Annotated in this window: 15 protein-coding genes; 8 read left to right on the top strand and 7 right to left on the bottom strand. The window is 68.1% G+C overall.

Going from position 1 to position 12,747, the window contains the following annotated elements:
* Positions 1-24 precede the first annotated feature (24 nt).
* Genes LRM18_RS03775 through gspH form a run of 3 tightly spaced genes read right to left on the bottom strand, consistent with a single transcriptional unit; the run spans position 25 to position 1,441 of the window.
* On the bottom strand, positions 25-639 hold the full coding sequence (locus LRM18_RS03775; RefSeq protein ID WP_270951298.1) for a prepilin-type N-terminal cleavage/methylation domain-containing protein: 615 nt from the start codon (positions 637-639) through the stop codon (positions 25-27).
* Positions 636-998, bottom strand: a complete 363-nt coding sequence (gene gspI, locus LRM18_RS03770; protein ID WP_270951296.1) for a type II secretion system minor pseudopilin GspI — start codon at positions 996-998, stop codon at positions 636-638. Before gspI ends, LRM18_RS03775 begins: the two co-directional genes overlap by 4 nt.
* Positions 995-1,441 (bottom strand): type II secretion system minor pseudopilin GspH, encoded by a 447-nt coding sequence (gene gspH, locus LRM18_RS03765; RefSeq protein ID WP_270951294.1) that lies wholly within the window; start codon positions 1,439-1,441, stop codon positions 995-997. The genes gspI and gspH overlap by 4 nt, the downstream gene beginning before the upstream one ends.
* A 115-nt stretch (positions 1,442-1,556) precedes the next feature.
* Between gspH and LRM18_RS03760 the strand changes: the two genes are divergently transcribed.
* Positions 1,557-2,006, top strand: a complete 450-nt coding sequence (locus LRM18_RS03760) for a general secretion pathway protein (protein WP_270951442.1) — start codon at positions 1,557-1,559, stop codon at positions 2,004-2,006.
* A 100-nt stretch (positions 2,007-2,106) separates the two neighbouring features.
* Here LRM18_RS03760 and LRM18_RS03755 read toward each other — a convergent pair whose 3' ends face one another.
* Complete coding sequence (locus tag LRM18_RS03755; protein WP_270951292.1) at positions 2,107-2,445, bottom strand: hypothetical protein; 339 nt, start codon at positions 2,443-2,445, stop codon at positions 2,107-2,109.
* Between the two features lie 201 nt (positions 2,446-2,646).
* On the opposite strand from LRM18_RS03755, the gene LRM18_RS03750 reads away from it, so the two are divergent.
* From LRM18_RS03750 to LRM18_RS03725, 6 genes are all read left to right on the top strand, one after another.
* Entirely contained in the window at positions 2,647-4,263 is a 1,617-nt protein-coding gene (locus tag LRM18_RS03750) for a ShlB/FhaC/HecB family hemolysin secretion/activation protein (RefSeq protein ID WP_270951290.1), read from the top strand.
* A 38-nt stretch (positions 4,264-4,301) separates the two neighbouring features.
* Complete coding sequence (locus LRM18_RS03745; RefSeq protein ID WP_270951288.1) at positions 4,302-6,086, top strand: MotA/TolQ/ExbB proton channel family protein; 1,785 nt, start codon at positions 4,302-4,304, stop codon at positions 6,084-6,086.
* Positions 6,087-6,096: 10 nt separating this feature from the next.
* The gene (locus LRM18_RS03740) at positions 6,097-6,510 is read left to right on the top strand and encodes a biopolymer transporter ExbD (protein ID WP_005409874.1); all 414 of its coding nucleotides are present in this window, start codon (positions 6,097-6,099) and stop codon (positions 6,508-6,510) included.
* A 39-nt stretch (positions 6,511-6,549) separates the two neighbouring features.
* Positions 6,550-7,215, top strand: a complete 666-nt coding sequence (locus tag LRM18_RS03735; protein ID WP_270951231.1) for a TonB family protein — start codon at positions 6,550-6,552, stop codon at positions 7,213-7,215.
* Positions 7,216-7,257: 42 nt separating this feature from the next.
* A complete protein-coding gene (locus LRM18_RS03730; protein WP_270951229.1) occupies positions 7,258-9,003 on the top strand; it encodes a putative porin in 1,746 nt (581 codons plus the stop codon).
* A 97-nt stretch (positions 9,004-9,100) separates the two neighbouring features.
* Positions 9,101-9,430 (top strand): hypothetical protein, encoded by a 330-nt coding sequence (locus LRM18_RS03725; RefSeq protein WP_049467031.1) that lies wholly within the window; start codon positions 9,101-9,103, stop codon positions 9,428-9,430.
* 116 nt (positions 9,431-9,546) lie between these two features.
* Here the strand turns inward: LRM18_RS03725 and LRM18_RS03720 are convergent, their stop codons facing one another.
* From LRM18_RS03720 to LRM18_RS03710, 3 genes are all read right to left on the bottom strand, one after another.
* Positions 9,547-9,945 (bottom strand): OsmC family protein, encoded by a 399-nt coding sequence (locus LRM18_RS03720; RefSeq protein ID WP_197639058.1) that lies wholly within the window; start codon positions 9,943-9,945, stop codon positions 9,547-9,549.
* Between the two features lie 66 nt (positions 9,946-10,011).
* The gene (locus LRM18_RS03715) at positions 10,012-10,692 is read right to left on the bottom strand and encodes an isochorismatase family protein (protein WP_049467036.1); all 681 of its coding nucleotides are present in this window, start codon (positions 10,690-10,692) and stop codon (positions 10,012-10,014) included.
* 72 nt (positions 10,693-10,764) lie between these two features.
* Positions 10,765-11,631: a pirin family protein gene (locus LRM18_RS03710; RefSeq protein ID WP_049467037.1), complete on the bottom strand. Its 867-nt coding sequence runs from the start codon at positions 11,629-11,631 to the stop codon at positions 10,765-10,767.
* 150 nt (positions 11,632-11,781) lie between these two features.
* Here LRM18_RS03710 and LRM18_RS03705 point away from each other — a divergent pair, with 150 nt between their 5' ends.
* Complete coding sequence (locus LRM18_RS03705) at positions 11,782-12,708, top strand: LysR family transcriptional regulator (protein ID WP_049467039.1); 927 nt, start codon at positions 11,782-11,784, stop codon at positions 12,706-12,708.
* The last annotated feature ends 39 nt before the right edge of the window (positions 12,709-12,747 follow it).

The following is a 12,747-nucleotide window of genomic DNA, read 5'->3' as shown; positions in this document are numbered from 1 at the left end:
GTGGATGCGTTGCAGGCAAGCGTCCTAAAGCGCCAGCACCCGCCGGTAACTCAACGGCCCGCGTCCATCGCGCAATCCCAACCGCAGCTCCAGTGCAGTGGCCGGCAGCATCTCGCCCTCGCTCGGCAGGATCGCCCAGCCTGCGCCCGGCTGCCACGCCCGTACCTCGAACTGCTGCACCTCATGCGCCACCGCAATGCCCTTTGACGGCTCCGGCGCCGGCAGGGGATACCGGTCCGTCGCCGCACCACTGGCCCGCCACAGCGTGCTGCCCTGGCGCCACCAGCGTACCCGCTGCCAACGCAGCCCGTCGCTGCCGACACTGCGGGTGATCTCCAGCGCGAAGCTTCCATCCGGATGCCGCTCGCTTGCCAGCGAGGGAGGCAGCAGCCGCTGCGGCTGATCGGCCGGGCGCACCGCGCCATTCATCAGCGCGTCGTCTGCGCGCATTTCGATATCACGCTGGAACTGTTGCAGAACGCGCAGCGCCGCCGTGGTTTCGGCATCGGCCCGGCGCAGGCGCTGGTCGCTGCTGGCCACACTGTCCAGCGCACGCCAGCAGATCAGCGCCAGCACGCCCATGAGGGTGATCGCGATCATCACCTCGATCAGGGTGAAACCTGCTGCCGCTCGCTTCATTGCACTGCCGCCCACGGCAGCTGCAGCCGCGCCAGCGACTGCCGCGGTGCATCTTCGGCCACCACGTTGATTTCCAGTTGCGGCTGTCCGTCACTCCCCGTGCCGATATGCTGCAGCACCAGGAGACGGCTGCGCCCCTGCATGCAGCGCTGCCGCGCATCATGCGCTGCTTGTCCGCCCAGGCGCAGCTCCTGCCAGCGGTCCTGCGCACACAACAGCGCCAGGCGACGATCGCGCAGGCGCGACTGATCATCGGTGGCCACTGCCACCGAGCGCATCACCGCAGCCAGCGCAATCGATACGATCGCCAGCGCGATCAGCACTTCGATCAGCGTGAATCCGCGCGTTCCCCGCCTCACTGCTCGACCTGCAACTGTCCGCTGCCATCATCCCGAAGACGCAGCTGGTGGCCCTGCAACGACAGTGTCAGTTCCCACGCCACGCCGATCCACTCCGGGCTCAGTTCAATCGGCGTGGCCGGTTGCACTGCCAGGCCTGCGGGCCGCCACCGCTGCGGGCGCAGCAGGTCGTCGCGCTGCACGTCCACCCAGCGGGTCCCCTCGCGGCGGCTGAACCGGTAGCCGGTGGCGTCGGCTTGCCAGCGCAGCGGACGGCCATCGATGCGCGCCTCGTCGCGCGCTGCCTGCAGGCGCTGCGCCAGCTGCTCGGCTTCCTGTCGCAGCTGGCGACCCGGATCAAGCAGGCTGCCCAGGCCCAGGCCGATGCCCGCCGTGCAGATGCCGATGATCACCAGCACCACCATCAGTTCCAGCAGGGTGAAACCCCGCGGCATGTGCTGCATCGACGTCGCCTCCTGTCCGGGTCGATACCTGCCAGCGTAGGCCCGCATGATGAAACAAAAGCGTCAGCGGCAGCTGCTAGCGTAAGCGGACACGAACGTGGCGACGGTGCGGAACATGGAAGGCGGGCGCTGGGATCGCAATCGCATACTGACCCTGCTGGCGGCGACGCTGCTGCTGGCCGTGGTGGCCTATTGGAGCGTCACCCTGTCCGCAGTGGCGCCCGCGGCCGCGGCCAGCGAAACGCACGCAGAGGCCCCTGCAAGGCCCCTGTTCGATGCGGTGGCCAGCCTGCCGCTGGTGCGGCTGCTGTCCCCCGGTGCAGTGCAGACCGAGGTGGTGGTACTGGGCGTGATCGCCGGTGACCCTGCGCCACTGGCCCTGCTCTCGGTGGATGGACGCCCGGCGGAAGCGTATGCGCCCGGCCAACGGCTCGGACCTTGCACGGTGCTGGCCAGCATCAGTGCCAGTGCAGTGGAACTGAACCAGGCGGGGCAGTCGCGCCGCCTGCCGGTTCCCGAGCTGCCGCCGGTTCCAAGCGATGGCATCGTGCCGGCCGCCCCATAAAGCCCAGCCTACGCTCGGCTGCGTCTGGACGGACAGTCGAGCATGGCTCGACTCTACAAGATCCTGCCGAGCATGGGCTCGGCGCTACCGCTGTGCAGGCTCAGCGCGCAGGTCGCTGCGGCACCACCGAGCGCCCGAAGGCATCGCCCATGCGCTGCCGCGTGCCTTCCAGGTTGTACTGCATCCGCTCGTTGCCGGGCTGTCGCATCAGTCGTTCGGCCTCCGGCAGTGCCGATGGCTTCGTTGCTTTCGGTGCCGGTGCAAGTTTGCGCTGCAGGCAGTCCCAGGCCGGAATGCGCTCGCCATTGACCTGCACGTCGATGCAGGGCGCAGCATCGTCCTGCTTCTTCGCGGCGGCGTCAGCGCGCACCGGTGGCAGTGCCAGCAGCAGGGCAAGGGCGAGGGCAGCGCGCAGCCCCACCATCGGCGATTCACGCATCTCGAATCTCCCGCAGCAATCGATGTTCTGCCATGAAGACGTGTGGCGAATGCAGGGCCCGCCTGGGGGCATCGCGGCGCTGTCAAAAGATGACAGTGCTGTCACAAAACTGTTGGCGGCTTTGACGCGACGTGCACGTCCTGTTGGTAGACCCACGCGCCGCTCCCTGGCCATTCCCTTCGATACGACGCGATGCCTTCGATGACTCCTGTTCCGCGCCGAGCCGCCCGCCTTCCGCTGCGCCTGCATCCACTGGTGCTGGCCCTGGCCGCGATGCCGCTGCCATTGTTCGCGCAGGAGGCGGCGCCAGCGCCCAGCGTGAACATCAACGAGTACATCGTGCGCGGCAATACCGTGCTCGATCCCCGGGACATTGAGCGCGCGGTGGAACCGTTCCTCGGCCCGGGCAAGACCCTGGCCGATGTCGAGAAGGCGCGCGATGCGGTCCATGCGCTCTACCAGCAGGCGGGCTACCAGTCGGTCTACGTCGAGCTTCCCGAGCAGCAGGTCAGTGGCGGCGTGGTGCTGCTGAAGGTGCAGCAGACGCCGATCGGCCAGCTGCGCGTGGTCGGCACCCGCCACGAATCGCCCGAACGCATCCGCGAACGCGTGCCGGCGCTGGCCGAGGGCAAGGTACCTGATTTCGACCAGGCGCAGAAGGAACTGACGGCACTGAATGAAGGCGGACGTCGCCAGGTGATGCCATTGGTGCGCGAGGGCCAGGTGCCGGGCACGATGGATGTGGACCTGCAGGTCGAGGAGAAGTCGCCGTGGCGCGCCAGTGCGGCGCTCAACAACGACCACAGCGCCGACACCGAGAAACTGCGCCTGAGTGCGTCGCTGGCCTACGACAACCTGTGGAAGCGGGGGCACAGCGCCAACATCGGCGTGTACCTGGCGCCGGAAGATACAAAGCAGGCCAAGGTCTTTTCCGCCTCGTACACGATGCCGTTCGAAGGTACGCCGTGGAGCCTGGAAGCCTCCGGCTACACATCCGACAGCCGCGTGTTGAATGCAGGCGGGCAGGTCGGTACCGGCACCGGCACCAATGTGATCGGCAACGGCCATTCGATCGGCCTCAAGCTCAACTATCGCCTGGCCGGCAGCAGCCAATGGTGGCGCCAGCTCAGCCTCGGTGTGGATTTCAAGGACACCGAGGAAGACACCCAGATGGGCAAGGACAGCCTGAAGACGCCGCTGAAGTACGCGCCGATCACCCTGGCCTTCGTCGGCGTGCGCCAGGGCGAGCACGATCAGCTGAGCATCAACACCCAGCTGGTGGCCGGTACCCGCCGCCTGTTCGGTTACGGCAGCGACGCCACTGCGGTCGGGCAGAAGCGCTACTGGGCCGACCCGAGTTTCGTGGCCTTCAAGGCCGACGTGGCCAACACGCATACCTTCGGCAGCGACTGGCAGTGGTATGCGCGCGGCTCGCTGCAGGTGACCGATGCGCCGCTGGTGTCGGCCGAGCAGTTCGCCGCAGGTGGCATGTACACCGTGCGCGGCTACCTGTCGGCCGAGGCGATCGGCGATTACGGCGGCCTGGCCAGCCTGGAATGGCGCACCCCGGCGTGGTCGCTGTGGAGCGGCACCGACCTCCGTGTCTACAGCTTTGCCGATGCGGCCTACCTGCGCCTGCGCCAGCCGCTGCCCGAACAGCGGGACAAGTACAACCTGGCCTCGGTCGGCCTGGGCGCGCAGCTGCGCCTGGGCGACCACCTGCAACTGCGCCTGGACTACGCCTGGCCCTATGCCGATGGCCCGGTCACGCGCAAGGACGACCCGCGCCTGCACTTCAACCTCAGCACCAGCTACTGACCCTTTCCTCGAACATGCGTTCTCCGGAGACCCCTCGCATGGACCGTTTGCTTTCCCGAGTGTTGCTGCTGCTGGCCGCGCTGGTCGCGTTGCCTGCGGCTGCGGCCGATGCCAATTGGTGGCAGGCCGAATGGAAGTACCGCAAGCCGATCACCATCGACGCCGGCCCGCAGGGCGCGGGCCTGGCCGGTGACCCGGGCCGCACGCCGCTGCTGCTGCGCCTGCATACCGGCAACTTCGGCTTCGACGGTACTCAGGACGCGGGCAACGACCTGCGCTTCGTCTCGGGTGATGGCCGTACCGTGCTGGCCCACCAGATCGAACAGTTCGATCCCACGCTCGGGCTGGCCCTGGTCTGGGTGGACGTGCCGGCAGTCAGTGCCGCCGCGCCGCAGACGATCTGGATGTACTACGGCAATGAAAAGGCCCCGGCCAGCGGCAACGGCCAGCAGGTGTTCGATCCGGACTACACGCTGGTCTACCACTTTGCCGAGGCCAATGCACCGGCACGCGACACCACCGCCTATGGCAACAACGCCGGTGCCGTGGTGCCGCCGTCGGAAGGCGCGGTGATCGGCCGCGGCGTGCAGCTGGGCGCCGGCCCGCTGCCGCTGCCGGCCAGCGCATCGCTGGCGCAGGAGGCGGGCGCGCCGCTCACCGTTTCGGCCTGGATCAAGCCGGGCAGCAACACGGCGGCCCAGGCGATCTACGCGCGTCGCGACGGTGCGTCCGAACTGGTGCTGGGCATCGAGAACCGCGTGCCGTTCGTGCAGCTCAATGGCCAGCGCAGCACCCCGGCGCAGCCGATTCCGGAAGGGCAGTGGGCGCATGTGGCGCTGACTGCGGAGAAGGGCGCGTTGCAGCTGTACCTCAATGGTCGCGTGGTCGCCCAGCTGAGCGGCGCGCTGCCGGCGCTGGCCACCGCGCCGGTGGTCGGCGCCGACGTGCCGGGCGCGGCGCAGCCGCTGGCCAGCTTCGAAGGTGCCCTGGACGAGTTGCGCATTTCGCGGGTGGCACGCCCGGCGGCACTGCTGCTGGCCGACGCGACTGCCCAAGGGGCCGACTCGCGCCTGATCAGCTACGGCGCCGACGAACAGTCGGCCGGGCAGAGCCACTTCGCCTTCATTCTCAAGGCGATGCCGTTCGATGCCTGGGTGGTGGTCGCCATCCTTGGCCTGATGATGCTGCTGTCGTGGGCGATCATGATCGCCAAGAGCCGCCACTTCGGCCGCACCAGCAAGGCCAATGCGGTGTTCACCGAGAGTTTCGGCAAGCTGTCCGGCGTACCGCTGCGCACCCTGTCCGACATGGACCGACAGGGCAAGGCGCCGACCGCCATGCACGATGGCTCGCTGTGGCGCATCTACCAGGTGGCCATCGATGAAATGCAGCAGCGCCACCAGCGCGATGGCAACAGCGGTTACCTCAGTGGTGCCACCATCGCGGCGATCCGCGCCTCGATGGATGCAGTGATGGTGCGCGAGCAGGAGGCGATGGCGCGGCGCATGAACTGGCTGTCGACCACCATCGAAGGCGCGCCCTACGTGGGCCTGTTCGGCACCGTGATCGGCATCATGCTGGTGTTCGTGGTGGCCGCGATGGCGGGCGCGGTGGACATCAACTCGGTGGCGCCGGGCATGGCCGCGGCGCTGCTGTGTACTGCAGCCGGCCTGGGCGTCGCGATCCCGGCGCTGTTCGGCTACAACTACCTGGGCGCGCGTGCCGAAGCGATCGGTGCGGACATGGCGGTGTTCATCGACGAGTTCGCCGCGCGCCTGGCCGAAGAGCAGGACGGGCGCGGCCCGGCTGCGGTCCAGGGCTGAGGGGCGCGCCATGGGCCAGAAGGCGAAGTTCGGCATCAAGAAGCGCGAGAAGGGCATCAACGTGACGCCCTTCGTCGACGTGCTGCTGGTGGTGCTGGTGATCTTCATCCTGACCAGCAACGCCTCCATCCCCGGCATCGAGGTCAACCTGCCCAAGGCCAGCAACAGCGTCGCGCTGGAGAAGCCGAAGACCAAGGCGATCACCATCGACCCCAGCGGCCAGGTGTTCCTCGATGCCTACCCGGTAACGATGGCCGAGCTGGAAGACCGCCTGCGCACCGAGCGCGCGACCACGCCGGATTTCCCGGTGATCGTGCGCGGTGACGCGCAGGTGCAGTACGCCCGCGTGGTCGAGGTGCTGGACCTGCTGCGGCGCCTGGAGCTGGCCCAGGTGGGCCTGGTCACCGGCAAGGCGCAGGGCTGAGGCATGACGGCCCATCAACCCCCTCGGCCGGAGCCCGGCATGCGCGGTCGCCCGTTGCTGGTGACCGTCGCGCTGGTGCTGGCCGCGTTGCTGGTGCTCGGCGTCGCGCTGTGGTGGCTGCTGTTCAAGGACACCGCCAGCACCCGGCGGCCGGTGCTGCAGCCGCCGATGCTGGCGTTGCCGCCACCGCCTCCGCCGCCCCCGCCGCCACCGGAAAAACCGCCGGAGCCGGAAACGCCGCCGGAACAGACGATGCCCGAACCGGAGCCGCTGGATCAGCCGACGCCGGCCGAAGAGCCGACGCCGACGCCGGACAACGCCGATCCGGTGACGATGGATGCCGATGCGCAGGCCGGCGGTGACAACTTCGGCATCCAGTCCGGCAGCGGTGGCGGTTCGTCCGGCGTCGGTCGTGGCGGTGCCGGCAATGCCACCTATGGGCGCTACCTGGGCTACCTGATGCAGCAGGCGATCTCGCGCGACGACAAGGTCAGGCGCCTGGCGTTCCAGCTGCAGGTGAACGTGTGGCTGGCCAGTGATGGCCGCCTGGAAAAGGTCGAGCTGGTGCGTGGCAGCGGCAACGAAGAGGCCGACGCGGCCGTGCTCGATGTACTGCGCCGCATCGGCAAGGTCGACCAGGCACCGCCGCCGTCGCTCGATTTCCCCGCCCGCGTCCTGATCCAGGGCCGCCGGCCCGGGGCCTGATTCCCGACCTCCCCGATTTCCCTTCTTTCGATGAGAACCGTGATGAACGACCACGTCCGCGCACGATCCGATTCCCGCCATTCGCGGCCGGCCCGACGGGCGCTGCTGTGCTGTGCCGTGCTGCTCAGCCTGGCCGCCCCGGCCGGTGCGATGGCCGCCGAAACGACCATGGTCAAGCTGATCAAGGGCCTGATCGCCAGCGGTGCGCTGAAGCCCGAAGACGGCCAGGCCTTGCTGGTCCAGGCCGAGGCCGAAGCAGCGGCTGCACAGCGCACCGCAGCCACCGCACCCGCCACTGCCAGCGGTGGTGTGGCCCTGGAGGCCGGTGACGTGCGCGTGCCCTACGTGCCGCAGAGCGTGCGCGACGGCATCCGTGACGAGGTGCGCCAGGACGTGATGGCGCAGGCCAGGTCCGAGGGCTGGGCGGCACCGAACGAAGTGGCCGAGTGGACCAAGCGCATCAAGGTCACCGGTGACATGCGCGTGCGCAGCGAGTCGCGCTTCTTCTCCGAACGCAACAGCGACATCGTGAGCAACTGGTCGTCGATCAATTCCGGCAACGGCTTCGACACCAATACCAACACCAACCTGCAGCTGCCACCGCTGCTGAACACCCGCCAGGACCGCCGCAACCTGTGGCGCATCCGCGCGCGCCTGGGCATCGAGGCGACCATCGGCCAGCACACCACCGCCGGCGTGCGCCTGGCCAGCGGCAGCAGCAATGGCCCGGTGTCGACCACCGAACAGCTGGGTGGCGGCCTGAGCAAGAAGGACGTGTGGCTGGACCAGGCCTGGCTGGCCTACAGCCCGGCCGACTGGGTGACGGTGCGCGGTGGCCGCTTCGGCAACCCGTTCTGGACCAGCGATACGCTGTTCTCCAACGACCTGAACTTCGACGGCCTGGCCGCCAACCTGCAGTACGACGTCGACGGTGGCGATCTCGGCCTGTTCGGCAACCTGGCGGTGGTGCCGCTGGAGTACACCTCCGACAGCTCGCCCAGCCAGAGCCGGGTCAAGACGCCGAACGAGAACAAGTGGCTGTCCGGTGCGCAGGTCGGCGTCAACTGGCGCTTCAATGACGAGAATGCATTGCGCGCTGCATTGGGCTACTACGACTTCAAGAACATCAGCGGCCGCCTGTCCTCGCCGTGCGCGCTGTATGCGGGCGCAGTGGGCTGTGACACCGACTGGTCGCGCCCGGCGTTCATGCAGAAGGGCAACACCCTGATGCTGATCCGCGACATCGCGCGCAATCCGCTGGATCCGGCCAACACCCCGACCCCGCAGTACGTGGGCCTGGCCTCGGCGTTCCGCCTGGCCACGCTGAACCTGCGCTGGGACACACAGCTGGCCCAGGGCATCGGTCTCCGCCTGGAGGGCGATTACATCCGCAACCTGGCCTACGACAAGCAGGCCATGTTCAACCGCGCCAACAATGGCATCGTCAACAACTACGGTGCCGGCGGTACCGCCAGCATCGATACCTTCCGCAGCGGCGACACGGCATGGATGGTGCAGGCCACCTTCGGTGCCACCGAGCTGAAGGAGAAGGGCCAGTGGCAGGCACTGCTGGGCTACAAGCGGATCGAGGCCGACGCGCTGCCCGATGCCTACAACGATCCGAACTTCCACCTCGGCGGCACCAATGCGCGCGGCTACTACGTAGGCGGTGCCTACGCGCTGGACGCGCGCAGCTGGATCAGCGGCAAGTGGATGGCGGCCAAGGAGGTGTCCGGCGCGCCGCTGTCGATCGACGTGTTCCAGCTGGAGTTCAATACCGGCTTCTGAGTGGTGGCGTGATGCCGTTCACGTGGCGCGTGGCGGGGGCACGGCGATGCACCCGTCTAGGGAAAGGAGACCACGCGTTGTTCAAAAGGAGGAGTGGATGAGCCGTCGCAAGCTGTTCGAGAGTCCCGAACCGTCCAGCCAGATGCTGGGCGCTGGGCCGGCCTATGTTTCCGTGGAGGGCCTGCGCCAGCACCTGGCCGAGTTCCTGCTGTATGCGGGCCGGCCGGTGGTGATCATGCGCGGGCGCAGCGAAGTGGGCTATTTCCTGCCGGCGCGTTGCTGGCGCCAGCGTGACGATGATCCGCTGGCGGCCGCCGCTGCCGACCAGCTGCTGGATGCGGCCGGGTTCGAGGCCGAGGACATCCAGCAGGTGGAGCAGGAGTTCAACGCGATGCGCCAGCGCACCGTGCTGCATTCACGGCGCTGAAGCTTCCGTAGAGCTGGGCCCATGCCCGGCTTTCCGGCCCGCTGCGCGCGACATTGGCAACGGCTCCTGCCGTTGCCCTTGGCTCTACAGTAGATCCACGCCATGCGTGGATGGGGTTACGCTGCAGCCCCACGCTCACTGGTGATGCGTGCACCTTCGCGCATCACCAGGGTGACCGGGGTCTTTTCCACCACCTCCAGCAATCGCTGCCACTGCGCATCGCTCAGCTCGGCACTGGCATGCAGCACGCGGTGCACGTGGAGGCGTCCGTCCGGGTCACGTTCCGAACGCAGCTCGGCATGGAACTCGCCCAGGTCCCAGCCCTTGCGCTGCGCGTACATGCGCAGGGTGATGGCGGTGCACGCCGCCAGCGAGGCCAGGTACAGGTCGAACGGCGCGAAGCCCTTGCCCTGGCCGCCCAACGCGGCGGGCTCGTCCGCATCCACATCGAAGCTGCCATTGCTGATGTGGTGCAGGTAATTGTCGGCGGTCGAAACAATGCGTGCGTAGGCCATCAGGTTCTCCATCGGTCTGTAGCGTCGAGCCGTGCCCGACGCGTTGGACTGTACCGTCTTGCGCGCTCAGCTGCGCTGCGAATCCAGCGGCTCGTGGTTCTTCTGCACGTCCTGCGCCTTCAGGTAGCTTTCGATCAGCAGCTGGTAGTTCGGGAAGATCTTCGTGTAGACCTCGGCCCACTGCTGGGCATCGTCGCGGTTCCAGCTGCGCTGGATCTCCGAGGCCACCGCGGCGGTGTCCATCGGCACGACGCCGGCCTGCACCACGCGGGCCAGGGTGATCTCCTCGGCCATCTTCGAATAGGTGCCGGAGGCATCGATGACCGCGAACACCTGGTAGCCATCGGCAACGGCGGCAATGGACGGGAAGGCCATGCACACGCTGGTGATGGTGCCGGCAATGATCAGCTGCCTGCGGCCGGTGGCCTTCACCGCAGCGACGAACTCGGGATTGTCCCAGGCGTTGATCTCGCCCTTGCGCGCCACGTACTGCGCATGCGGGGCCGCGTCATGGATCTCCGGGATCAGCGGGCCGTTCGGGCCCTGCGGAACAGAGGCCGTGGTGATCACCGGCATCTTTGCCAGCGTGGCCATCGTGGCCAGCGCGGTGGCGTGGGCGCGCACGGTGGTGAACGGCATGTCACCGATGGTCTGGAACAGGCCGCTCTGATGGTCGATCAGCAGCATTGCGGCGTTGTCCGGATCGATCACCGGGCGGGCACCGTTGAAGTTGGCGGGGGTACTCATGGTCAGTCTCCTGGAAAAAGTGGGCGATGGCCCGGAGGGTGCGGCGGGCCATCGCCCGCCGCGTTGAAACGATCAGTGCGCGATCTGGCCGAAGCGGCCGCTGTTGAAGTCGTTGACCGCCTGCGCGATCTCGGCCTGGCTGTTCATCACGAACGGGCCGTAGCCGACCACCGGCTCGTCAATCGGTTCGCCGCTGAGCAGCAGCACGGTGGCGTCGCTGTCGGCGTCGACGAACACGTCCTCGCCGCTGCGGTCGAAGGTGACCAGCTGCGCCTCGCCGACCGGCTGGCCGCCGTTGATCCGCACCGTGCCCTTCAGCACCACCAGCGCCAGCGTGCGGCCCTCGGCCACCGGCAGGTCGGCGTGCTGGCCCTGCCGCAGGCGGATGTCCCAGACATCCATCGGCGTGTGCGTACGCGCCGGGCCGGCATGACCGTCGAAACGGCCGGCGATGACACGCACGCGGCCGGCGCCATCGGGCAGATCCACCGAGGGAATCTGTGCGTCGAGCAGGGTCTGGTAGCCCGGTGCGCCCATCTTGTCGCGTGCCGGCAGGTTCACCCACAGCTGGACCATGTCCAGCGTGCCGCCGCGCCTGCTGAACGCCGGCGTGTGGAATTCCTCGTGGAGGATGCCGGAGGCCGCCGTCATCCACTGCACGTCACCCGGGCCGATGGTGCCGCCAGCGCCGGTCGAATCGCGGTGGGCGACCTCACCTTCATAGACGATGGTGACGGTCTCGAATCCGCGGTGCGGATGCTGGCCGACGCCACGCGGGGTATCGCTGGGGGCGAAGGTGTAGGGGCCGGCGTAGTCCAGCAGCAGGAACGGGCTCAGGTGCTGGCCGTGGGTGTTGTAGGAAAACATCGAGCGGGCGGGGAAGCCGTCGCCCACCCAGTGCGGGCGGGGGGCGCTGTAGGTACCGGTGACACGCTTCATGGCGATCTCCTGGCCGGGGCTGCCGGCCGCTGTTGTTCGTTGCGAAGACGATATAGGTGCAACAATGGGCCCGGTAGACACCAGTAGTTGCCGTCATAGTCCTATACAGTGAACAATGGCGGCGGGCCGTCGGCCGCAGGAGATCGCCTCGTGTTCATCGCAGATATCCGCCGTTGTGACCTCAACGACCTGTTCTACTTCGCCATGGTGGTCGAGCACGGCGGCTTCTCGCAGGCCGGCCGGGCGCTGGCCATGCCGAAGTCGAAACTGAGCCGGCGCATCGCGCTGCTGGAGGAACGGCTGGGCGTGCGCCTGATCCAGCGTTCGACCCGGCGTTTCTCGGTCACCGAGGTCGGCCAGGACTATTACCGCCACTGCAAGGCCATGCTGGTCGAGGCCGAAGCGGCTGAAGAGGCCATTGCGATGTCACGCGCCGAGCCGCGCGGCACGATCCGCCTGGCGTGCCCGATCGCGATCCTGCATGCGCGCATCGGCACGATGCTGGCCGATTTCCTTGCCCTGCACCCGCAGGTGACGGTGCAGCTGGACGCCACCAACCGGCGCGTGGATGTGGTGGGCGAGGGCGTGGACGTGGCGATCCGGGTGCGGCCGCCACCCTTGGAGGACAGTGACCTGGTGGTGCGCGTGCTGGCGCGCCGGGCCTGGTGCACCAGTGCCAGCCCGGCGCTGCTGCAGCGGCTGGGCACGCCGCAGGTGCCGGCCGACCTGGCGATGATGCCGACCGTCGATCTGGCATCGCCCAGCCAGCAGCATGCCTGGGAATACACCGGGCCGGGCGAGGTGCTGGCCAGCGTGCACCATCGCCCGCGGCTGGTCAGCGATGACATGATCGCGTTGCGCACCGCCGCGGTGGCCGGGGTGGGCGTGCTGATGCTGCCGCGGATGATGATCAGCGACGAGCTGGCCAGCGGCGCGCTGGTGCCGGTGCTGCCGGAATGGGTGCCCAGGCACGGCATCGTGCACGCGGTGTTCCCGTCGCGGCGTGGTCTGTTGCCTGCGGTGCGTGCGCTGATCGATTACCTCGCCGAACGCTTCGAGGCGCTGGAGGAACCGTAGATCCTCCAGCCACGCCATGCGGGGATGATGCTTTAGTGG

This window comes from Stenotrophomonas sp. PI_27 (assembly GCF_027854495.1).
Classification (GTDB): Bacteria; Pseudomonadota; Gammaproteobacteria; order Xanthomonadales; family Xanthomonadaceae; genus Stenotrophomonas; species Stenotrophomonas pavanii.
The sequence above is the reverse complement of the archived record's forward strand: the minus strand, read 5'-3'. Positions and strand labels throughout refer to the sequence as shown.